This window comes from Aquabacter spiritensis (assembly GCF_004346185.1).
Classification (GTDB): domain Bacteria; phylum Pseudomonadota; class Alphaproteobacteria; order Rhizobiales; family Xanthobacteraceae; genus Aquabacter; species Aquabacter spiritensis.
On sequence record NZ_SMAI01000006.1, the window covers coordinates 236,652 to 259,991 of the forward strand.

13 protein-coding genes and 2 tRNA genes are annotated in these 23,340 nt (G+C 67.6%); 5 read left to right on the top strand and 10 right to left on the bottom strand.

What is annotated here, in order from left to right; genetic code table 11:
* Positions 1–45: 45 nt before the first annotated feature.
* Both EDC64_RS11940 and murA read right to left on the bottom strand, forming a co-directional pair.
* The gene (locus tag EDC64_RS11940) at positions 46–507 is read right to left on the bottom strand and encodes a DUF2948 family protein (protein ID WP_132031547.1); all 462 of its coding nucleotides are present in this window, start codon (positions 505–507) and stop codon (positions 46–48) included.
* Positions 508–571: 64 nt separating this feature from the next.
* Entirely contained in the window at positions 572–1,861 is a 1,290-nt protein-coding gene (murA, locus tag EDC64_RS11945; RefSeq protein WP_132031549.1) for a UDP-N-acetylglucosamine 1-carboxyvinyltransferase, read from the bottom strand.
* 631 nt (positions 1,862–2,492) lie between these two features.
* Between murA and EDC64_RS11955 the strand changes: the two genes are divergently transcribed.
* Positions 2,493–2,568, top strand: a tRNA-Thr gene (locus EDC64_RS11955).
* A gap of 67 nt (positions 2,569–2,635) precedes the next feature.
* On the opposite strand, the gene EDC64_RS11960 is transcribed toward EDC64_RS11955, so the two are convergent.
* Together EDC64_RS11960 and EDC64_RS11965 are read right to left on the bottom strand one after the other, a co-directional pair.
* Positions 2,636–3,145 (bottom strand): alpha/beta family hydrolase, encoded by a 510-nt coding sequence (locus EDC64_RS11960; RefSeq protein ID WP_132031553.1) that lies wholly within the window; start codon positions 3,143–3,145, stop codon positions 2,636–2,638.
* 468 nt (positions 3,146–3,613) lie between these two features.
* Positions 3,614–9,910 carry an autotransporter outer membrane beta-barrel domain-containing protein gene (locus tag EDC64_RS11965; protein WP_132031555.1) on the bottom strand — a complete coding sequence of 2,099 codons (6,297 nt, stop codon included), beginning with the start codon at positions 9,908–9,910 and terminating at the stop codon, positions 3,614–3,616.
* 327 nt (positions 9,911–10,237) lie between these two features.
* Here EDC64_RS11965 and EDC64_RS11970 point away from each other — a divergent pair, with 327 nt between their 5' ends.
* The 3 genes from EDC64_RS11970 (at position 10,238) to EDC64_RS11980 (ending at position 12,861) form a co-directional block, all read left to right on the top strand.
* Complete coding sequence (locus EDC64_RS11970; protein ID WP_132031557.1) at positions 10,238–11,623, top strand: aminotransferase; 1,386 nt, start codon at positions 10,238–10,240, stop codon at positions 11,621–11,623.
* The gene (locus EDC64_RS11975) at positions 11,623–12,381 is read left to right on the top strand and encodes a transporter substrate-binding domain-containing protein (protein WP_132031559.1); all 759 of its coding nucleotides are present in this window, start codon (positions 11,623–11,625) and stop codon (positions 12,379–12,381) included. The genes EDC64_RS11970 and EDC64_RS11975 overlap by 1 nt, the downstream gene beginning before the upstream one ends.
* A 108-nt stretch (positions 12,382–12,489) precedes the next feature.
* The gene (locus EDC64_RS11980) at positions 12,490–12,861 is read left to right on the top strand and encodes a hypothetical protein (protein WP_132031561.1); all 372 of its coding nucleotides are present in this window, start codon (positions 12,490–12,492) and stop codon (positions 12,859–12,861) included.
* A gap of 117 nt (positions 12,862–12,978) precedes the next feature.
* Here EDC64_RS11980 and EDC64_RS11985 read toward each other — a convergent pair whose 3' ends face one another.
* The 5 genes from EDC64_RS11985 to EDC64_RS12005 all read right to left on the bottom strand — a co-directional run bounded on the left by EDC64_RS11985 (position 12,979) and on the right by EDC64_RS12005 (position 21,576).
* The gene (locus EDC64_RS11985) at positions 12,979–13,842 is read right to left on the bottom strand and encodes a transglutaminase family protein (protein ID WP_132031563.1); all 864 of its coding nucleotides are present in this window, start codon (positions 13,840–13,842) and stop codon (positions 12,979–12,981) included.
* A 375-nt stretch (positions 13,843–14,217) separates the two neighbouring features.
* Positions 14,218–14,961, bottom strand: coding sequence for a 4'-phosphopantetheinyl transferase family protein (locus EDC64_RS11990; protein ID WP_165933735.1), 744 nt, complete (start codon positions 14,959–14,961; stop codon positions 14,218–14,220).
* Between the two features lie 23 nt (positions 14,962–14,984).
* Positions 14,985–16,478, bottom strand: coding sequence for a basic amino acid/polyamine antiporter (locus EDC64_RS11995; protein WP_132031567.1), 1,494 nt, complete (start codon positions 16,476–16,478; stop codon positions 14,985–14,987).
* 31 nt (positions 16,479–16,509) lie between these two features.
* Positions 16,510–20,508 (bottom strand): Pls/PosA family non-ribosomal peptide synthetase, encoded by a 3,999-nt coding sequence (locus EDC64_RS12000; protein ID WP_132031569.1) that lies wholly within the window; start codon positions 20,506–20,508, stop codon positions 16,510–16,512.
* 651 nt (positions 20,509–21,159) lie between these two features.
* Positions 21,160–21,576 (bottom strand): DUF2177 family protein, encoded by a 417-nt coding sequence (locus tag EDC64_RS12005; RefSeq protein WP_132031571.1) that lies wholly within the window; start codon positions 21,574–21,576, stop codon positions 21,160–21,162.
* 358 nt (positions 21,577–21,934) lie between these two features.
* Here EDC64_RS12005 and EDC64_RS12010 point away from each other — a divergent pair.
* A tRNA-Arg gene (locus tag EDC64_RS12010) sits at positions 21,935–22,011 on the top strand.
* Between the two features lie 290 nt (positions 22,012–22,301).
* On the opposite strand, the gene EDC64_RS12015 is transcribed toward EDC64_RS12010, so the two are convergent.
* Entirely contained in the window at positions 22,302–23,300 is a 999-nt protein-coding gene (locus EDC64_RS12015; RefSeq protein WP_132031573.1) for an MBL fold metallo-hydrolase, read from the bottom strand.
* Positions 23,301–23,340 lie beyond the last annotated feature (40 nt).

The following is a 23,340-nucleotide window of genomic DNA, read 5'->3' on the forward strand; positions in this document are numbered from 1 at the left end:
TTCACGCCCGGCACCGGCGGGCGTGACCCGCCCCGGCGGGGGCGCTCAGGCCGATCCGCTCGCTCCGGTGGCGGAGACGGCTTCGGGCGCATGTTCCGGCGCCCGCTTGCAGCCCCAGGAAGGGCCGAGATCGGACAGCCGGGCTTCGATGCATTCGACTTCGAAGCAGATGTCGGCGCCGCCGGAAAATGCCAGGGTCACCGTGCCCGAGGGCGCTTCGCCGGGGGCGAACGTCACGGCGAGGAGATTGAGGATCCCCTCGGCATCCTGCCGGTCGAAGCCGCGCGAGCGGACATTGCGCACCCGCTCGAAATGCAACCCGGCGCGGTGGCGCACATAGGTATCGGCACAGGCCTTGTCCCAGTCGAACCGATCCAGCACCAAGACGAAGCGCTGGGTCTTCGGCAGAAAGCCGATATCGGCGACCTTGACCAAGGCATCCTGGAGATGCGCCGAGAGGATCGCCAGGTCTTCCTCGTCGAGGGCGAGAAGCTTCAGAGCGTCCATCGGGATTGATCCTCGTTCTTGCTGGGCAGGACATGGCGACGCCGGCGGCCGCGATCAAGCCCCATCACATGCTGAGCCGCTCGATCTGGGCGCCGCAGCGGGCCAGTTTCTCCTCCAGACGCTCGAAGCCGCGGTCGAGATGATAGACCCGCTGCACCATGGTCTCGCCCTCGGCGGCGAGGCCGGCAATGACCAGAGACACCGAGGCGCGCAGATCCGTCGCCATGACCGGCGCGCCCTTCAGGCGCTCCACCCCCTCCACCGTCGCCGTGTCGCCGTCGAGATGGATCCGGGCGCCAAGCCGCGCCAGTTCCTGCACGTGCATGAAGCGATTCTCGAAGATCGTCTCGGTGATGCGCGACCGCCCCCCCGCCCGGGTCATCAGGGCCATGAACTGGGCCTGGAGATCGGTCGGAAAGCCGGGAAACGGCGCGGTCGTGACGTCCACCGGGCGGATCCCCGCCCCGTTCCGCTGCACTCTTATACCCTCGTTCGTGACGTCGATTTCGGCGCCGGCGGCGCGCAGCGTGGCGAGCGCGCTCTCCAGAAGCGTCGCGCTCGCGCCGGCCAGCAGGACGTCGCCGCCCACCATCGCGGTCGCCATGGCATAGGTTCCGGTCTCGATCCGGTCGGGCAAAACGGCGTGGCGCGCCCCGCGCAGGCGGGCGACGCCGTCGATCTGGATGGTCGAGGTGCCGGCGCCGGAGATCCGTGCCCCCATCTTCACAAGGCACTGGGCGAGATCGACGATTTCCGGCTCGCGCGCGGCATTCTCGATCACGCTCTCGCCGCGCGCCAGCGCCGCCGCCATGAGGGCCGTATGGGTCGCACCGACCGAGACCTTCGGGAACACGATGCGCGCGCCCGACAAGCCTTTGGGCGCCCGCGCGACGACATAGCCGGCATCGATGTCGATCTCGCCGCCCAGCGCGCGCAGCGCGTCGAGATGGAAATCGACCGGCCGGGTGCCGATCGCGCAGCCGCCGGGCAGGGACACGCGCGCCTCGCCCATGCGGGCGAGCAGCGGCCCCACGACCCAGAAACTCGCCCGCATGCGCGAGACGAGATCGTAAGGGGCGGTGGTGTCGACGATGGCGCGGGCGTCGATCTCCAGCGTCTGGCCGGCATGGGGATCGTCGCCGTTGCGCTTGCCGGCCGTGGTGATGTCGACGCCGTGATTGCCGAGGATCCGCTGCAGGAGCGCGACATCGGCGAGGCGCGGCACATTCTCCAGCGTCAGCTTTTCTTCGGTGAGCAGGCCGGCGATCATCAGCGGAAGGGCGGCATTCTTGGCGCCCGAAATCGGAATGGTCCCGGAAAGGGGCCGGCCGCCGACGATCCTGATCTTGTCCATGCGCAGAACGCTCCGATGGCCGCGCCACGCGCGGACGAACCCCTCGTCTAGAGTGGGACCCGTCCGGAGGGAAACAAGAAAGTTTTCGCCCGAACGGGGAACCCCAGCCCCGCTCTCCCCAAAAAGCCGCATCGCACGGCCCCCGTCCGGCGCCGCGGGCGCGGAACGCTCGACGCAACGCAAAGCTACGCGTCTTCCGGCTTCGGTACCATAGGCCCGCTTGGCCCGGGAGACGGCGTCACCGCGTCCGCCGGCGCTTCCGCCTCCGGCGATTCGCCCCGCGCCGCGCGCGCGCGGCCTTGCGCCTTTCGGCGCGCCAGATTGGCCCGCAACGCGCTGGCGAGCCGCGCCTTCCGTTCCTCGTCCTGCGTCATGCCCCTGCCCTAGCGCCGGTCCGCGCCCGAGGCAAGACGGGCGCCCGCGGGAGCAAGGACGGCGAGGCGCCGCCCCGCCGCAGAGCGAGGGCCTGGGCGCGGACGGCCCGACAGCCTGCCGCAAGCCCCGCCCCTCCCGCCCGACCTCCGCCCTTGCAAGTGCCGGCGCATCGACGTAAGACGACCGTACCGGGAGCGGGCACGCTGAGTGCCCGCAGCGTCTGCATGGCAGCCCACCCGTCGAGGTCCGCCTCGGCGCCGCTTTAGCTCAGCTGGTAGAGCACCTCATTCGTAATGAGGGGGTCGGGGGTTCGAATCCCTCAAGCGGCACCATTTCGCCCAAGACCCGGCATTCGTCGTCGCTGGCCGGAGTTTGCCCCCTTCGCGCCGTGGCTGTCGATCATTGATCGGGAACGCGCGCACTGCGCGGCCATTCGCGCGAGACATTGTCCAGAAAGTCAAAGACGAGTTTGGCCACGCCGTCCCACGCGCGTTCAGTGAGATTCATTTCGTGGTTGCATGCCACGCCTTCGATTCTGACGCATGGCGACAGATTGTGTCGCCTTGCATCGTCCGGCGTGCCGTAACAGTCGGACGCGCCCTGCACGATCAATGTCGGCGTCCGCAGCGCCAGCAAGTGCGCGACACGCGTCGGATCGGGGGCGGCTTTGGGCGGTTGAAACGGGTAACCCAATACGACCACCGCGAGAAGTCTTCCCCCGCTTGCTGCGACCGACACCGCGGCAAGGCCGCCCGAGGATCGCCCGACCGCGACGACGTCTTCGCCGTCTGCCAAGGCGAGGGCGGCTTGCAAGGCCGATCGTTTTTCCTCGACCGGCGCCCAGTGCTTTTTGAGGATTTTTTCGTGGCCGATAAAGACGTCGCCGGCCGCCTCGAGGCGCTCGCGCATCGCAGCTTCGATATGTCGATCAGCAGGGTATGAGCCACCTCCGAGGTAAAGAAACGTTCGGCGGGTCATCTTGGATGATTCCGGCAAGAGCGCGATCCGATCAAACGCGCCGCGATTCGATAAAAAAGCTTCTCTATCAATGACTTAGCGACCCATTCACCGATCCTGTCATTCGACGGGATCGGATCGGGCGCCAAATGTTTTCGAACACGAGAGGCGACTCAATAAACCGACGCCCTGCAACATAATCTGATCAGGCTCTCGCCAAAGCAAGCAGACGTGACCCCTGATGTCGACCGAATAGTTTGGCTTCCGCCGCAGGGGTCAGCGAGCGGGCGACGGCGATCAGCCCCGAGGGGGGCGACGGTGTGCGGCAAGATTTCATCTTCGACGGCGGGGACCGGGCGGCAGGCGGACACCGCCCGCTCGCCCGCCGGCCCGCGCGCCGGGCCTGGGGCGCGGTGCCGCTCAGAACGGCACGGCGAGTCGGGCACTCAATTCCTGATTGAGGTAATCATCGCCAATGTCCGCCTTGTATTCCGCCTTGATCTCGTAGCCCTTGGTGCTGAAGAGCTGCAGGCCGGCCGCCAGGTTCACCAGGGTTTGCGGGATCGTCACCTCGGTGGTGAAGGTGGCGATGGGGTCTCCGGCAGCGGCCAAAGTGACGTCCAGCGGCATGCTGTCCTTGGCGAAGAAGGTCATGCCCACGGTCGCAAAGGGGCGCAGCCACAGATCGCTCGAGAGGTCCACGCGGCCGCCGAATTCTACGTTCGGGCTCACCGCGAGGTTCCATTGCTCGGCGCCGGAGAAACCGAGTGTCGGACCGAATCCCTGCTCTTGATAGCTCGGCATATGGGTGTAGAGGATGTCGAGGTCGGCATAGGGCTTCACGTACCAATTGGCGAAGGCGAACTCGTAGCTCGCCCGGAGCCGCGCCGCGGCCGTGAGCACGTTGGCGGTGCCGCTCGACGTGCTCACGGACGGGCCGATATCGAGCACGCGGTCCGTCTCGTAACTGCCGAAGCCGAGATGACCGGATGCCGAGAAGAGCCAGGGGCCGATCTGGTGCTTCAGCGAGATCGCCGCGTCCGCGCCATTTCCCGACGTGCTGGAATAGCCGTCCGACCCGTTCAGCCAGGATTGGGTGAAGCCGACGGTCGCCCCGAGGAACCAATCGGTGACGATCTCCTTCTGGACACCGACCCGGTAGGTGACGGCATTCGCATCATAGCCGTCCATATCGTCCGACGAGGTCTGCCGGGTCCAATTGCCGATGATGCGGGCCCAGGCGCAGCTGGTTTCCTCCATCATCGTGCCGCTGCCCACGAACACCGGACAGCTCAAGGCGGCGTGCAGGGAGGCGCGCGCATTCAGGGTCTGGCTGGTCAGCGTGCTGGAGGATTCGTCCGGCGTGGCGCTATCGGCGGCCTGCTGGAAATCTTTCCGAGAGGTGGCGCGGGCCAGGTTGCCGAATGTCGTCGCGGCACTTTGCGACATCTTGCCCGGGGCCGCCACGCCCTTGTCCCAGGTCGTCTGAAGGCCGCCCAGCATATTCTTCTGACTGTCGGACAGGCCCGCCCCGCCGAAGGCGAGGAAATTGGCCTGCGGCGTGATCTTGACCCCGTTGGTCGTCGGAGCCTGGACCGCCCAGGTGAAGGGACTGCCGGTGTTCGCGGAGACGACCGTCAGCGTCGGGGTTTGCGCGATGTGCCCGTCGACGATGAGGAAGGTGTCCGGCCGCAAGCTGCCGACGACATTGGCGACCGCGGTTCCGGCAAGGGACCTGACGGACCCCGACACGTTCAGGACGTCGCTTCTCGGGGAATGGTCCGTCGCGCCGCTGGTGACGTCGACCAGTATCCGGCCGGACTTGGTCTGGCTGAAATCGCCCGTCAGGGACGCTTTGGAGATCGTCCCCACACCGCCGATGTCGAACGTCCCCAGATTGCCGAAGGCGCTGAGACCGGCACCACCCCGTCCGAGATTCACGGCGGCGGAGGCGACGCTGACGCTGTCGGCACCGGTCCGATACGTCCCGTGATTCGTGAAGAAATTCGCCTCGCGGGTGTCGCCATAGGCCAGATTGATGCCGCCGATCATCGTGCCGTAATTGACCAGATTGTCGGTGCCGAACGAGGCCAGCACCGCCATTCCGGAGAGCGCCTTGACCGTGGCGTCGCTGTTCACCGTGATGGTGTTGGCGTTGATGCTGGGGCTCGGAATGGCGTCGCTGTTCATGTTTCCGCCGTCGATGCGGATGGCCGCGCCGGTTCCGCCGCCGCCTTCGAGCGTGCCGCCGCCATAGGTGATCGAGATGGTGCTGCCGGCCCGCTCGGAATTGAGGGCGCCGGTCTTGGTCTGCATTCCGCTCTGAGCGAAGATGCCGTAGGCGCCCTCCCCGGAGGCCGTGATCGATCCGCTATAGCTGACGGTGATCCCGCCCGCCCGACCGGCCCCGTTCCGCCGCTCGCCTCCGCTGGAGGCCGGCATCATTCCGGAATATTGCGCCGAGGTGCCGCCGCCCCCGGCGAGGCTCTGGGCGAAGATGCCATGCGCCGCTTTGCCCGACGTGGTGATCGTCGCCTTGTCCGCCGGCGACCCCATGGCGATGGTCACCAGTCCGCCATCGCCGTTTCCACCCTCGCGGATAGTCAAGGGGGTGGCCTGGCCGTTCACCTTGCTGGCGCCGCCATAGCCGCCGCCGCCGCCGACGCTCTGGGCGAAGATGGCGATGGCATTGTCCCCGATTGTGGTGATGGCGGCCTTGCCGCCGAGCGTGACGGTGACATTGCCGCCCTTCCCGGCCGCGCCGCCGGCGCCGCCGAGGGTCAAGGTGGTGTCGTAGCCCCCAATCGATCCGCCGGAATTGGAGAAGCCCCCGCCGCCGCCGACCGATTGCGCCATGATGCCGAACGCCGCCGTTCCGGAGGTGATGATGGTTCCGGAATGGGTGACCGAGACGGTATTGCCCACGCCGGCCATGCCGCCGCTGCCGCCCAGAACCAAGGCGCCGGAAATCGTCTTGTCCTTGCCGTCGGAGGCCGCCGCCTTGGCTGGGGCGGCCGGCGCCACCGCGCTGTCGGGCACGGTCTTCTCGACTCCCAGCGCCGCCATGAAGTCGTCGACCGCCTTCTGCGCCTGCTTCTCCTCCTCGGTCATCTCGGGAGCGATGCCGTCGTCGGGATTGACGACGAAGGCGCCGCCGCCACCGCCGACGCTCTGCGCGACGATGGCGTGCGCCTCCAGGCCCTTGGTGGAGATGGTGCTGCTGTTCGTCACCGTCACCGTACCGCCGTCCGCGCCGCTCCCGCCGCTGCCGCCGAGCGTGCCGTTGATCTGATACTTCTTGGTCTTGGCATCGTTGTCGGCGCCGATCGCGCCGACCCCGAGCCCGCCGCCGCCGCCGATGCTCTGCGCCATGATGGCGAAGGCGCTGTTTCCCACCGTCGTGATGCTGCCGGTATTGGTGACGATGACGCCGCCGCCGGAATTTCCGCTGCCGCCATTGCCGCCGAAGGAGAAGGTGAAGCTGTTGGAATTCGCGCCGGAGGCCGAGGCCACGCCGCCATTGCCGCCGCCGCCGCCAATGCTCTGGGCGAAGATGCCGGTCGCGATATTGCCCGATGTTGCAATGCTGCCGTCATTGGTCACGGTGACCGCGCCGCCGCGGCCGCCGGACCCGCCGGAACCGCCGAAGCTCAAGGTCAAGGAGGCGTCGGGCAGCTTCTTGCCGCCGCTCTTCTGCTCCTTCTCCCAGTCCTTGTACTTCTTCTGGACCTCGTTGAATCCTTTGGCGATGTCGGAATCCAGGAGCTTTTTGTAGAAGTCGGTCGACTTGATATCCTTGGTCAGCTGTTCCAGCTTTTCTTTTTCGGTCTTGTTGGCCTTGTCCGCCGCCCATTTGTCGTATGCCGTGATGCCGACCAGTTCCTTGACCTTGGCGAGCGCGCCGCCGACGACGTCGGGCTTGCTCTGGCGCTTGGCGGTCATGGTGCCGCCATTGCCGCCGCCGCCACCCACGCTCTGCGCCGAGATGCCATAGGCGCCGTCGGCATGGGTGAGGATCTTGCCGCCGGCTTGGTTTTCCACCACCACATTGCCACCGGTGCCGCCACCGGCGCCTTTTCCGCCGATCTGGAGGCGGGCCGTCAGCGTGCCTTGGCCGCCGGCCTGATAGCCGCCGGCATTGCCGCCGCCGCCGCCGACGCTCTGAGCGAAGATGCCGGCCGAATTCGAGCCGAAGGTCTCGATCCTGGCGCTGTTTTTGACCGTCGCGGCCTTTCCGGACCCGCCGAGCCCGCCATCGCCGCCCACATTCAGATTGCCGGAGAAAACATCGGCCATCGGAAGCTTCTTGACGAAGCCGTCGATGGTCTTGTCCCAGGAGAAGCCGCCCGAGGCGGAGGCGTCGCCGATCGCGCCGTTGCCGCCGCCGCCACCGATGCTCTGGGCGACGATGCCGGTCGCGAATTCGCCGCGGGTCTCGATCCGGTTGGTGTTCGTGACGGTGACTTCGCCGCCATCCCCCGAGCCGCCGCCCTTTCCGCCGATCGAGGAGGCAATGCCGATATTCTGCTTGGTGCCGATGACATCCACCGTCGCGGTGGCGTCGCCGCCATTGCCGCCGCCGCCGCCAACGCTCATCGCCCGAATGCCGATCGCGCCGGTGCCCTGGGTGACGATGGCGCCGCTATTGGTGACTGTGACGACGCCGCCGCCACCGATGCCCTTCCCGCCGGTGCCGCCGACGGTGTAGCTGCCGCTGATCGACTTCTGTCCGGGCATGGCGATGGACAGAGCATAGGACGCCGCGCTGCCGGCATCGCCGCCGCCGCCGCCGATGCTCATCGCTTCGACGCCCAGCGCATTCACGCCCGACGTCGCGATCGTTCCGGTATTGGTGACCGTGACCTTACCGCCGCCGCCGCCATCGCCGCCGCTGCCGCCCACGGTATAGGTCAAGGAGACGGTCGGCGAATTGGTGCCGGGAATGCCCTGCGCGAGCGCCATCGCCTTTGCGCTCCCGCCCATGCCGCCGCCGCCGCCGACGCTCTGCGCCCGGATGCCCAGCGCATTGGCGCCCGAAGTGGTGAGAAGCGCATCATTGGTGACGGTGACTTCGCCGCCGGTGCCGCCGGCGCCGCCGCTGCCGCCGATCGCGATCGCGATCGCGCCGCCGAAGCCACCTGCGACCGTGTTCGCGGTCCCGCCGGCGCCGCCGGCGCCGCCGACGCTCTGCGCGAAGATGGCTGTTGCCGATTCCCCGGCCGTGGCGATGCTGGCGATCGGTGCGGCCTGTCCGGAACTGGTGGACGCGGTGCGGTTGGTGACCGTGACAATGCCGCCGTCGCCCCCCGTCCCGCCGCTTCCGCCGAGCGCCAGGGAGAAGAAGATCGATCCGGAATTGACCGAGCCGCCCCGCCCCCCGCCGCCGCCGACGCTCTGCGCCAGGATGCCGTAGGCGCCCGCCCCTTCGGTGGCGATACTGCCGGTATTGGCGACGGTGACGTGCCGGCCGAAGCCGCCGGTCCCACCCGCACCGCCGCTCGCGAAGAAGGCGGCGCTGCCGCCATTGCCGCCCGCGGAATTGCCCGAGAACGGCTCCGCCGAGAACGCATCCCCGCCGCGCCCGCCGCCGACGCTTTGGGCGACGATCGCCGTCGCGCCGACGCCGAGGGTCGCGATGCGTCCCGTATTGATCACGGTGACGTCGTTGCCCGCCCCCGCCGCCGCGCCGGCACCGCCCTTGAACACGCCGAACCCGCCGGAGCCGCCGCTGCCGCCGACGGACTGCGCCAGAATGCCGAAGCTGTAGTTTCCCGACGTCGTGATCGTGCCGTTCTGGGTGACCCTGACGACACCGGTCCTCCCGCCCTGGCTGCCGCTTCCCGAAACGGCGTCCGCGCCGACACCGCCGACGCTCTGTGCCACGATCGCGGCCGAATTCGCCCCCTTGGTCGTGACGAGCGCGGTGTCGGCCGTTGTGACGGTCACGTCGTTTCCGCCGCCGCCGACCGTGGGGCGGTCGCCGTGCAGCCAGAAATTCTGCCCTTTTCCGCCGGCGCCACCGAGCGATTCCGCGACGATCGCCGGCGCGTTGCTACCGTCCGTGCTGACGGCGCCGCTGGCCAAAACGGTCACGACGCCCCCATCGCCGCCGGGATGGCTGTCGGCCCAAGCCTGCGGATTGCCGCCGGCGCCGGCAGCACCGCCGCGCGACTGCGCCCAGATGCCCGCGAGCCGTCCCCCCGTCGCCGTGATGTTGGAGGTCACGGTCAGATTGACCTGCCCGGCCGTGCCGCCGCGCCCGGACTGGCCGCCGCCTCCGCCCTCGCCGCCGCGCGAATAAACCAGGAGCAGGGCCGAATTCCCGGCCGGCGTGCCGGACCGCCCGGCCAGATCGCCGCTCTGCTTCACAAACACGTCGCCGGCCCAGCCGCCATCGCTCGCATTATCTACGGCCGTCAGGGTTCTGAGCCCGTTCCCGCCCTTGCCACCGGCGGCGCCTATGGTGACCGCAGGTCCGATTGCCGAGAGGGTCGTGAAGTAATTGTCGCTAACCGTGATGGCGCCGACGGTCTCGCCGGGTGTCGAGGGGTCGTTGAACCCAAAATAAACGAGACGCGCATTCTGGCCGTCCTTGCCGGTGAGGACGAGCCGGTCAGTGTCTTCCGCCCCGGCGCGCGTCGCCGCCAGAGATCCCGCCAAAATCAGCACCGCGGCACTCGCGCCAAGGCTCAGCCTGCGCTTCAGGCTCAAAGTCATCCCACCTTCATAAAATGAAAGACTATGTAACAAATTTTTCGATTTGCCCGAATTACGCTTTAATGAAGTCAACATTATCAACGCTCCCCAGCGAACATGCGCCATCGTATTCAACTAACCAATACACCGAGCATATATCACTGAAATTTTCCCGCCTATAGCGGCTTTATACATGCCGGGTCGTATTCTTGTTTGCGCCTGCCGCCTGATCGCCCTCGGCGCCTTGCCCTGGGCGTCAGTCCGACATCCCCTTGCCTTGCCAGCGGTTTTCCCGCAGCTGTCCTTGGCGCTGCCGTGACCCGCACGGCCAGAAAGGACGCCCTGCCCATGCCCTTCGTCGCCGAGGCCGCTTCGCGCCCGAATTCTCCCGAGGCCCGCGACACGGCCTTCGTCGTCCACGGCCTCACCAATCTGCGCCGCCATCTGGACGAGGGACCGCTGGTGATCGAAAGCGGCCGCGGGGTGTGGGTGCGCGACCGGCACGGCCGCGACTATCTCGAAGGCATGTCCGGCCTGTGGTGCCTGTCCCTGGGCTATGGCGAGACGCGGCTGATCGAGGCCTGCCGGCGCCAGATGGAGACTTTGGCCTATGCCCACCTCACCAACCACCGGTCGCATCCGGCGGTCATCGATCTTGCGGAAAAGCTGATCGAGATCGCCCCCGTGCCCATGTCGCACGTCTGGTTCGCCAATTCCGGCTCGGAGGCGGCCGACTGCGCCGCGCGGCTGTGCTGGTATTACTGGAACGCGCAGGATGCGCCCGAACGGCGGAAATTTCTGGCCCACCGGCGCGCCTATCACGGCAACACCATCGCCGCCGCCAGCCTGACGGGGGCCGACTATGCCCACCGGCAGTTCAACCTCCCGCTGGACGGCTTCCTGCACGTCGCCTGCCCGGACTATGTCACCGACGCCCTGGAGGAGGAGAGCGAGCAGGCCTTCTCCGAGCGTCTGCTCGCCGACCTCGAGGCCCTGATCGCCCGCGAGGGGCCGGAGACCATCGCGGCTTTCTTCACCGAGCCGATCCTCGCGGCCGGTGGGGTGGTCATCCCGCCCCAGGCCTATCTCGACGGCCTTCAGATCCTGCTGCGCAAGCACGGCATCCTGCTCGTCGCCGACGAGGTGGTGACGGCCTTCGGGCGCACCGGCGAGATGTTCGGCTGCACCACGATGGGGTTGGCGCCCGATTTGATCGTCTGCGCCAAAGGCATCACCAGCGCCTATTTCCCCTTGTCTGCGGTGCTGATCAATGCGCGGGTGTTCGACGCCATGGTGGCGCAGAGCGATCGCCTCCCGCTGTTCGGGCTGACCATGACCTATTCGGGCCATCCGGTCGGCTGCGCGGTCGCGTGCGAGGCGATCCGCATCTATGAGGACGATGCGATCGTCGCGCGCGTGCGCCGGCTGGAGCCGGTTCTGCTCGACAGTCTGCGCCGCAGCCTCCGCGGATCGGCGATCGTGGGGTATATCCGTGGCCGCGGCCTGCTCGCCGGGGTGCAATTGATGGCGCGCCGGCATCCCGTGCAGACGTTCGACCCCACGCAGCGCATCGGCCCGCTCTGTGCCGACGCCGCACAGGCTCAGGGGCTGTTCGTGCGCGCGATCGGAGACACGCTCGCCATCTGTCCGCCTCTGACCATTTCGGAGAGCGAAATCGAAATCCTGGCGGACCGGCTCGCGCGCGGAATCGCCGATGTGGAAAAGGATCTGTGATGTCCGGCCCCCTGCAGACACCGCCCGCCGACGCCGCGACGGTTCAGAAACTCGCCCCGACCGGCCGCCTCCAGGCCGGCGTCGTCCAGGCCCCGTCGGCGGGCGTGTTCTTCGTCCTCGCCACACAAGCGTCCCCGGAGGGGGTCGCGGTGGATTTCCTGACAGCGCTCGCGGGGGCGGCCGGGATTCCGATCGATTTCACCGTCTTCCCCAATTCCGGGGAATGCACCGAGGCCCTCGCCGCCGGCGCCATCGACGTGGCGTTCATGCCGGTGGACGACGAGCGGCGGCGCAAGGTGGCCTTCGGGCCGGCTTATTACCTTCTGCGCAGCACGTTTCTCATCGCGGCGGGAAGCGACATCCGCAGTCTCGCCGACTACCAGACGCGCGGCCGGCGCTTCGTGGGCATTGCAGGGACCACCACCTTGCGGGCCGCGGTGCGGATGTTCGGCCCCGAGCGGGCCGTCGCCGCGCCGTCCGTCGCGGAGGCGATGCGGCAGGTCTCGACCGGCGAGGCCGACGCCGTCGCCCTTTCGGAAGACTATCTGCGCATGGTGCAGCCGGAGGTGCCGGGCTCGCACCTTCTCGCGGAGGCGTTTCAGGAAACCAGCGTCTCGGTCGCGGTGCCCAAGGGGCGGCCGGACGCGCTGGCCTTTGTCGGCGCCTTCGTCGAGCGCGCGAAGCAGTCCGGCCTGCTGCGCGGCATCTTCGACCGCCACGGCCTCGAAGCCCAGCCGCTCGCCCCGGCCGGTGTATGAGCCGGGTGCAGGGCCGCCGCCGCGTCGCCCCCTCTGTGGTCAGGCCAAAGGACCCGAGGACACACGCGCTTCAGTAGAAATGAAAGCCGCTACAATTGAATAATTCGCATGTCGCTCTACACTGCCGGACAGGAAGCGGAGGGCGTCATGCAGATCAAAACCGAGTTCCCCTTCACCCTGCCGCTCGGCTATCGCGATGCCGACGGCACCCTTCATCGCACCGGAATCATGCGGCGGGCCACCCCTGCGGACGAAATATTGCCGCTTAAAGACCATCGCGTTCAAAATGATCCGACTTATTTAATGGTAATTGTTCTCTCGCGTGTCGTCATGAAACTCGGATCGATCGAGTTTGTGAACACGCACATCATCGAAAACCTGTTCGCCGCCGATCTCCAGTACCTTCTCGACCTCTACGGCCGCATCAATGCGGACAATTCCGTGGACGGCGGCGCCCCCGGAGCGGCAGAGCGCGCCTGAACGGCCAACAGCCGCGTCGTCGACGGCGGCCGATCTGCTTCGAACCACGTGCCGCCCCGGCTCTTGCGCAGAAGCTCCCGCCTCCCGGATCCGTCGAGGTCGTCTGCCCTGGTCCGGTCAGGAGGTGACGCGGACGTCGACCGTCATATCCTGGAACGCCCAGCTGTCGCCGACGAAGCTGCCGGCCACCGGGATCGCCTGCCGGATGTCCCGCACCACGGCGACCGGGATCAGGTTGAGCCCGCCGACGCTGCGGTTGGTGGGGTCGAAGGCGATCCAGCCCGCACCCGGAACGAACACCTCCGCCCAGGCATGGGTGGAGCCGCCGCCCGCGCTGCCCGTCAGCATGTCGTTCGGATTGTAGAGATAGCCCGAGACGATCCGGGCGCCGAAGCCCAGGCTGCGCGTCGCCTCGGCGAACAGGACCGCGAAGTCCCGGCACGATCCCCAGCCGCGATCGAGGGTCTCGAGCGGACCTTGCGTGCCGTCCTCGTCCCGGCTCTGGTAGCTGATGGTCTGGGACACGCCGGTGCTCAGATCCTTCAGCAGGGACAAAGTGTCGGTCGGCACGCTGCGGACATAGCCCTGCGCCCAGGCGCGCAGCCGGCCGGCCTCATCCTGATATTGCTGTGCCGCCAACGCCCCGAGATCGGTCCAGTCCGCATCGGAATAGCGGAACGGAAACGAAGCGGCGGAGGCGGCGATGTCGAACACCGGCCAGGCCGCCGCATCGAGCTGGATCTGCGCCTGGCTCTCGATCACCAGACGGTTGCCGTCGGCGTGGAAATTGGCTGTCGCCACCGCATTGCCGAAAACGTCGTGCGCCCAGGTCACGGTCGCCGGCGGCGTGACGGTGACGTGGCTCGACACCACCCGCAATTCGCGGCTCTCGCGGGGCCGCAGCATCAGACGGTGCGGACCGAAGCGGACCGGACGGTGGAAGCGGTAGGTCGTCGTGTGGCGAATCGTGAGGTCGATCAACGGTCGGTCCGTTCTGCCGGCGCGCGGCAAATGCGTCGGCCCGGCGGAGCCGGGCTTCAGCGTCGCTCGGGGTCGGCGTCGGTTCGGCTTGAACGCAGGTTCGGCGCGGACGCCGGTTGCCGCCGGCCCTTTCGCCAGGAGCAGTCGCCATCATCCTAACTCCTCTTTGTATATAAGAAGGTGGCGACGCAGATGTCAGCGGTGCGGACGCAATTCTTTCCGCCGTGGCCTCGCGCACCGATCTTCTGCGCGAAGTGGTGGAGCCGATCGCAAGGTGCATGGATTTCTTGGGGTCAACGGCAGCTTCTATCGCCTTCGGCGCACGGAGAGCATCGGCCGCCGGCCCGGGGACCCCGCCGGGCTTCGTCGTTTCGATCAAGGTCCCCGGCGCGCGAACGGCACCTCGATGAATTCGGCATCGAGCGGCGGCGGGCCGGAGCCTGCCAAATCGGAGGGCGTCGCGACCCGGTAGACGCGCAGCATCCCCGCCGCCGCTGCCGACACGGCCAACCGCCCGACCGCCGGGATCTCAGCGGTCCAGCTCCGCCAGGTGCCGGGCGCGTCGAATCCGAGGATGCGGAGCGGGTGGAGGCCGCACGCAATCGTCTGCGGGGGCCGCGACAGGCCCTCCCCAGTGGCTTTGATAAGGCTTTCCTTGAGCGTCCAGAGTGCGAAGAAGGTCTCGGTGCGGGCGGCGGCATCGCCGGCGCAAAGCGCCGCCAGCTCGACGGGCGTACAGAAGACCTCGGCGGTCTGGACCGTAGCGAGCGCCGGCACAAGGGCCTCCGCGTCCACGCCCACCTCCCGTCCCCACGCCACCGCCACGGCGACGAGGCCCGCGGCATGGGTCAGGCTAAAATGCAGGTCGGCCGGGGCTTCGGGCGCGGGCTTGCCATGGCGTCCGATGCGAAACCGCCACGCGGCGGGAGCGACGGCGGCATGCGCCCGCGTCAAAGCGAGGCGACAGAGGCCGTGCGCGACGGAGAAGTCGCGCCGCGCCCCGCCGGGCAGGCGCGCGGCGCGCTGCCGCTCCTCTTGGTCCAGGAGCGCGGCGAAGCCCGCCTCCGCGTCCGGCGCGAGCGCCGCGGTGGCCGTCACATAGAGATCGATCGGCGGCACCGAAGCGCCTTCGGCCGGCGGCGTCACAACGTGATCGCCCCCACGGCGAGCGCCCAGCCGGCGACCAACGCGCACAGCAGGATCGCGGCGGCCGCCGCCGCTTCCGCAACTGAAAACAGGCCGAGCCGCCGCCCCCGCCCCATGGCGACGAACAGCACGGTCCCCGGCGCGAAGATGATGCAGGAGAGCAGCAGCATCTTGATCCCGCCCGCATAGATCATGCCCGCGGCGCTGATCGTCGCGAGCACGCCGACCAGAAGGTCGCGCCGCTTCTCGCGCCGTTCGTCCCGATAGGTCTCGCCGGTCCAGGCGAGTTTCAATCCGTAGGCGGCCACGAACAGATAGGGGATGAGGGCCGTGACGCTGGTGAGTTCGACGAAGAAGCGGAAGGCGGATTCCGCGAACAGTGTCAGAAGCAGGAAAAATTGCGCCGTGACGGTTGTGAGCCAGATGGCGGCGGAGGGCGCGCCGGCCGCATTCATGCGCCCGAGGAAGGCCGGCATGACGCCGTGACGCGCCGCCGCCGACAGGACTTCCGCCGCGAGCAGGGACCAGGCGAGGAAGGCGCCGAGCACCGAGATGAGGACGCCGAGGCTGATGAAGACGCGCCCGGTCTCGCCGATGATCGCCGCGAGGACTCCCGCGACCGAGGGGTCGTGCAGCGCCGCCAGCTCGGCCCGGGGCAGGATGCCGTAGGACAGGACGGTGACGAGCACGAACAGAGCGAGCACGCCGAGGAAGCCGATCACCGTCGCCCGGCCGACATCCTCGCGCCGCCGGGCCAGCCGGGAATAGACGCTGGCCCCCTCGATGCCCAAAAAGACGAACACGACGATGAGCATGGTCCGGCGCACCTGCTCCAGAATGTCCTGGGGCGCGACGCGCTCTCCGCCGAGAAAATTCTGGGCCATCAGGTCGCCGCGCAGCGCGACCAGGACGATGACCAGAAACAGAGCCAAGGGCAGCAGCTTGGCGAGGGTGACGATGGTGTTGATCGCCGCCGCCTCCTTCACGCCGCGCAGCAGCATGACGTGAAAACCCCACAACAGGGCCGAGGCGCCGATCAGAGCCGGCACCGTGTCACCCGCGCCGAAGGCGGGCAGGAAGGCGCCCAGCGTCGACATGACGAGGACGAGAAACGCGACATTGCCGAGAAATGCGCTGGCCCAATAGCTGAGCGCCGCGATGAAGCCGGCATAGGCGCCGAACCCGACGAGGGCATAGGCGTAGATCCCGGCATCGATATCGGGCCGGCGCTGCGCCAGGGTCTGGAACACGAAGACCAACATCAGCATGCCGGTGCCGGCGATCGCCCAGGCGATCAGCGCGCCGAGGATCCCGGTCGCCTCGCCGAAGGCCTGCGGCAAGGAGAAGATGCCGCCACCGACCATGGATCCGACGACCAGGCAGGAGAGCGCGGCGAGCGACAGGGTGCCGGCGCGCGCGCCGCCGGCCGGCGCGGAGGCGTCCGGCGTGCCGGTGGGGGCGCCTGGCGGGGCGCCAGGCGAGGTCGTCATCGGCGCGGCTCCGGCCGGTGTGGGCGGCGTCTCACTGAGCGAGCGGCTGAGCGGGTGCGCCGGTCCAGCGGGTATGCGGGGGGATCGCCTCGCCCTTCATGACGATGGTGAGCACCCCGAGTTCGGAGAAGGCCCCGACCTTGGTGTCGTATAGAACAGTCGTCAGGGCGCCGATGGAGACCCCGGTGCCGATGTCGATCTCGCCGATCTTCATAACCCGATCCTCGAACAGATGGGTCTGAAGATTGGACGTGGCGTTGATCGCCGCATAATCGCCGATCCGCACGCAGTCGAATTCGGTGATGTCGGTGCTGTCCATGAACACCCCTTTGCCGATCTTGGCGCCGAACAGGCGGAGCGCCCAGGGCAGCATGGGCGTGCCGCGGAACGAATCGAGCAGGATCCGACCGGCAGTGCCCCAATAGAGCGTCGTCATGGCCTCGGTGCGCAGCGCCCGCCAGGAATAGAGGCCGTGATTGCCGGGCTTGTAGGTTCCCATGAGCAGCCATTTGATGGCCAGGACCACCCCTGCGAGGACAAAGGAGCAGGCGACGCAGACGGCGATGAAGGTGGGCAGAAATTCACCCCAGCTTTCCGCCGCCTCGAGCGCGGGGAACAGCACATAGTCCGCCGCCACGGTGCCGACCAGGATGAAAAGCATGGTCGGCAGGGACGCCGCGAACAGCTCGAAGACCGCCCGCAGCGCGCGCCGCCACAGCGGCGGACGGAAGGTCTGGTTCACGTCCGCAGTGTCGAAGCGCTGGCGGCCGGGCAGACGGATCGGCGGGCTGCCGAAGCGGGTCTCGCCGGGCAGCATGGGCTCGTTCGCCGGCGGTTTGGACTTGATTCCGATGAGGGCGCCGTCGGGGATACAGGCACCGGGCGGAAGGACGGAATCGTTGCCGATGAAGGCCTGATTGCCGACGCGCACCATCTTGGTGGTCATCCAGCCGCGCCGCACGTCCTCGTCACCAAGCGTCACCTCATCCGCGACAAAGCACTTTTCGCCGACCACGATGGTGTCGTACCGGCCGGCAAAATTGGTGGCGATCTCCGTTTCGCGGCCGATCTTCGCCCCCATCATGCGATACCAGGAGCGCATATAGATGGTGGAGAACAGCGAAGAGAGGCTTTCCAGCATCACTTCGGCGGCGAGCGCCACGGTCCATTTGCGGATATAGAAGCCGGAATAGATCGAACAGGTACCGGCGGGGGCGCGGGGCAGCACGATCCAGCGGATCGCCGTCACCAGCATCACCGTGCCGAACATCATGATCATGGCGGTCGGCCAGGCCAGGATGGGCAGGTACCATTGGAAGCCCGTGATCTGCTGGAACAGGTCGTCATACCGGTCGAAGACGTAGAAGGCCGGAAAGATGGGCAGCAGGCTGATCGCCGGCATGGCGATCAGCAAGAAGCCGTAATAGAGCGTGTGCAGCGCCTGCACGGAGGCGGACGGTTCGGGCGCATAATCGGGCCAGGTGGACGGATCCACCGTGCCCGCCTTCGCGGCGGGCGAACCGTCCCACACCTCATAGGCCGGTACGCGCGTGCCGGGCAGCAGTGCGGTGAGGTCGGCCAGCTCGGCGCCCTCCTCCACCACGGTATCGTGGGCCAGGGCGCAGGACGTGCCGATATAGGCGTCCTTGCCGATCACCACCCGTCCGATGACCAATTCGTTGCCGATCACTTCGGCGTTGCCGATGCTTACCTTGGCCCCGATGGTGACGTCGTCGCCGATCTCCATAAGGTCGATGGCGCCGGCATGCAGGCCGCTGATGGTGACGCGCTTGCCCACCTTCGCGCCCAACAGGCGCATGGTCGAGGCTGCGAGGGGGGTGCCCTGCATCAGCCCGAGATGGGTGAATTCCACCAATTGGCGGGCGAGCCACCAGCGGAAGAAATAGAAGCCCCACAGCGGATAGCGTCCGGGCGTCGCGCGCCACAGGACAAGGCGCTTGCCGACGATGCCGAGAATGCTGATGCCCAGCGTCACCAGCATGTAGACGCCCATCAGCTGGATCACTTCGTACCAGTGGATCGTCTCATCCGCCGTGATCATCTGGTAGGTCACGTAGATGGTCAGCCACGGGCCGGTCAGCGCCAGCAGCAGGAGCGGCATGCAGACCAGTTGCGCCGCGCCGCAGAGGACGCGCCGCAGCAGAGGCGGCGGTGTGAAGGAGAGATCGAGGCGCTTGCGCGGACCGCTGATCCTTTCGCGCTCGTCGAGCTGGGCGGCGATCGCGCGCAGCGTCCGGAGGCTGTAGAGGTCTTCGAGCGTGATGCTGGGCAGGTCGGGATTGGCGCGCACGGTCGCGAGGAAGGTGGCGGCGAGGAGCGAGTGGCCGCCGAGATCGGCGAAGAAGTCCGCGTCGAACGGGATGGCCTGCCCCGGGAACAGGGGCTTGGCCGCCGCGAGCAGCGCCGCTTCGGTGGCGGTCTCGGGCTCTTCCTGCTGCTCGGCCTCGCTCGGCGCGCTCAAAGGCGCCACCTTCAACGTCTTGCGGTCGGCCTTGCCGGAGGTGAGGCGCGGCAGAACCGCCATCTCCTCGAAATGCGAGGGCACCATGTAAGGCGGCAGGGTCGCCTTCAGCGCGGCGCGGATCTGCGGCCGGTCCAGCGACTTTCCGGCGTCCGGCACGACGAAGGCGACCAGCCGGTCGATGCCGTCGTCCCGCCGCAGCACCACGGTCGCCTGGGCGATGCCCGGCAGGTCCGACAGGCGCGCCTCGATCTCGCCCAGCTCCATGCGGAAGCCGCGCAGCTTCACCTGATCGTCGATCCGGCCGTGGAACAGGATCCGTCCGTCCTCGGTGAGGCTCACCGCATCGCCGGATCGATAGAGCACCGGATCGCCGGCAGCGGCCCCGAAGGGATTGGCGATGAACTTTTCCGCGGTCAGCTCGGGCCGCTTGAGATAGCCGCGCGCGACGCCCGGGCCGCCGATCAGGAGTTCGCCCTCAACGCCTGGCGGCAGGAGCTGCATCTGCTCGTCCACGACATAGCAGGTATAGTTCGGAATCGGCACGCCGATGGTCACGGGACCATCCACGGTGACCTCGTCCACCGTCGCGACGACGGTGGCTTCGGTCGGGCCGTAGGAATTGAAGACCGCGCGGCCGGGTCGGCACCAGCGCTGCTTGACCGAGGGCGGGCAGGCTTCGCCGCCCAGGATGATGATGCGCAGCGAAGGCACGTCCTGCGGCATCATCGCCAGAAGGGTCGGCACCGTATCGAGCACCGAAATGCCGGCCCCTGCCATCAGGGCCGGAAGCTTCTCCACCTCGCCCAGCACGCGCGACGAGGCGACCCAGAGCGTCGCCCCCACGAGATAGGGGATGAAGATCTCCTCCAGCGACAGGTCGAAGGCGACCGAGGCGCCCTGGAAGACCACGTCGTCCCCGGTCATGCCGTAGACCGCATTGGTCGAGCGCAGGCAGTGGCAGATGTTGCGGTGCTCGATGACGATGCCCTTGGGCTTGCCGGTCGAGCCCGACGTGTAGATGGCGTAGGCCGGATCGGCCGGCGTCACGCCATCCGCGCGCAGGTCGAGCGGCCCGCCCTCCCCGCCCTCGGCGAGAAGCGCCTGGCAGGCCACCGCCGCCGCCGGCAGCGGGCGGTCGAGCTTGCCGGCGGTGGTGGCGTCGATGATGACGACCTGCGCCTCGCAGTCCTGCAGGCATTCGCCGATCCGCTCGGGCGGCGCATCCATGTCGAAGGGAATATAGGCGGCGCCGCTCTTGAGGATTCCGAGCAGCGCCACGTGCAGGTCGAGCGAGCGCGACATCCACAGGCCGACGAACTGTCCCGGCCGGACACCGCGCGTCCGCAGCGCCCGCGCCACCCGGTCGGCGCGCGCATCGAGTTCGGCATAGGTGACGCGTTCGGTCCCGAAGACGATCGCCGTGTGGTCAGGAACCCGGCGCGCCGTCGCCACGAAGATTTCGGGAAGAAGCTCATCCCGTAGCAATGCGGGATCCTGGACCCCGAGGAGCGCACCCGTCCGGATTCCAGCGGTCGAAACATTCATGAACCTATCCCCCGCTCAAGCCATGGCGACATGCGCGGTGACATCTCGCGCGCCGACGCCGTCGGCCTGCCCCCAAATCGCTGCCGTCACCAATGTCTCAGCTTCAACAATCTTCCAGCGTCAATCCCGTCTCGCTTCGACCATGTCTCGGCACAGACCCCGCTGTCGCCCGAACGCCCCTCGCGCTCGCGCAGACCACGCGTTTCTAGTATATCACCCTCGCCAGCCTGAAAACATCGATATATTCATACACGTATCTTACACTTTCTTACATTTCTCAGATCTGCTTGCGCTTGAATCCCTTCGAAACTTAAGCTTGATGGTAATAAACGACCAGCACGCACCCGTTGAGCGTGCAGCCTCGACGGGACACCGCGCCCCCGGTGGCCCATGGTCTCGACCGGCGCGGTTCAGCCCGCGGGATCGCGATGCCCCTCCCCGCGTGACACGACGACCGGACCGGGGCTCGAAAAGCGGGCCAGGGCCAGCCGGGCGCGATCGGGCCACGACGGCGTGGCGGGCAGGCCGCGCGGCCGACCCGATGAGACCCGATCCAATCACCCTGAATGGCTTATCGGTGACCCCGTCTCCGTCTCCTTGCCCGCGGATGCATAGGCCGATCGAAGTGGAATGCATCGATCGGCATAAGCCTTAACGGCCCAGCCATCCCAGGATCACTCCCGAAAGAACGTGGCCGAGCAGCGCCGACGCCCCCGTGACGAGTGTTCCCCAGGCGAGATCGGCCATGGTGACCAGAACGGGCCACCCCTTCAGCGTCGCCTGATTTGTGAGGTCGTAGGTGGCATAGGCGACGAAGCCGAGCACGGCGCCGCGCAGCAGAGCGGTGCTCCATTGTCCGGACTGGGCGGCGGGCTCGACCGCGAAGAACACGATGCCCGCCACGTAGATCAGATAGAACAGCACCGCCGGCGCCATATTGAACGGCTGCTGCAGCATGGGTCCCAGCGCAGGGAGATAGAGCACCCGCCCCATCACCGTCAGCCAGACCGCGTCGAGCGCCAGGAAGACGAGGCCGGTGCTGACATAGGAGATCGCAATTCGTGTCATGTCGCTTCGCCGAGGGTTGAGGCGTCTCTGTACGCGCCCGCCCCACCTTTGGATCGCTCCGTCTGGCGACGGCGCATGGGAGCCGGCATCGGATCGGCCGGGGCAAAATCTCGCATGGCCTCCCGACATGGCGGCGCGGGCTGCCGGCCCCGATCGCGCGAAGGTCCCGGCGCGGCCGATCATCGCGCGCAAGGGGCGAACACGGACGGGCCGCCAGGGGACCGCGCGCTACGACCACAGGCTGCAAATCCCGGCACGGGTCATGCCGGAATGCCGACACGCACCGCCCGCTTGTCCATCCCTGCGCGGCTGCGATTGTCAGCGGGCGAACGATGAGGTAGACGAGGATCAGAAACACGCACCCGTAGCTCAGCTGGATAGAGCGTTGCCCTCCGAAGGCAAAGGTCGCACGTTCGAATCGTGCCGGGTGCGCCACTTCCGTAGAAAAGTGCGAACGCCGTTCGCCGCCGCTCCTACGGAGCTCTTCATTACCCCGGAATTTTCCAGGTCCGGTTGGCCTAGAAATGGGGAGCGCTTCATTGCCCCCTGGAGGCGGCCACCAGGCCGGTCCAACATCGGGGGCAGGCTCACCGCGCGGCGGCGCCGACATTGAGGTTGCCCACCGGAATGGAGGCGCGTTTTAGGTCCCGGCCGCCATGGACTGTCTGGCCAAGGCCCTGCCGTCATCCACCATATCAAGGATGAAGGCAGAGCCGCGTTGCTCATCAGGTCTGCAAGGCCCAATCCGCGACCTGCCAGCCCAACTGTCCCCGGTCGGAGACGATGCGGCCGAGCCCGGGGAAGGCCATATGGGTTGAGGCGATCAGCGCGCCTTCTGAAGCGGCAAGCGGGAAAAAGCGGTCACGCATCGTCTTCGCTGCCAGGCGGTCCTGCTCGAACAGAAAGCCCACATCGGTCGCGCCCGGATGCACCACCGGGAACACCATGTCCGACACCATGATGAGGCTCTGACCTGAATCCGCGATCCTTACGCCGATGTGGCCGGGCGTGTGGCCGGTGAGGTCGACGATGGAGATGCCGCGCGCGATCTCGCGTTGGCCGTCGATCGCTTGCAGGCGCGGATACAGCCGCACGACCTCCGCCGACATCTGAAAGCTGGGCTGGAGATAGTCGGGGGCACCGCTGCGCTTCGCCGGATCGGTCCAATAGGCGATGTCGCGGCGGTCGATAAACACATCCGCATTGGGATAGTTGGCCTGCCCGCCGACAACCAGACCGCCCAAATGGTCTTGGTGCATGTGCGTCACGATCACCGCGTCGATCTGGTCGCGGCGCAGGCCGACCGCAGCGAGCGCCTTCGGCAACGCGCCCGTCTGGCCGATCGAGCCAGCGGGCCCGGTATCGAGCAGGATCTTGCGGTCACCATCCTCGATCAGAAACTGGTTGAACAAGAAGCGCACGCCACTCGGCCGTGCCACGAACTGCGCCACCGCGGCCTGTTCCACCTGGGCGGCGGTTCGGCCGGGGAAGTAGGTGTACGGCATGTCCGCATAGCCGTCGGTGAGTGCGGTCACCGTGAACCGGCCGACTTTAATCTGCGCGAGGGGCGTTACATTGGCGACCGCAGGGGACGCCGCCAAGCCGGGCGTGCCGGTGATCAGCGGCAGAAGCCCGCCTCCGATGAGACCACTCCCCAGCAGACCGCCCCCGAAAAGGCCGAGCGGAAGACCGCCTGCGAAGGCGCGGCGAGACAGTTGCGTCATGATCTTTCTCCATGCGTTCGAATGGGCAGGGTGGGGGCCG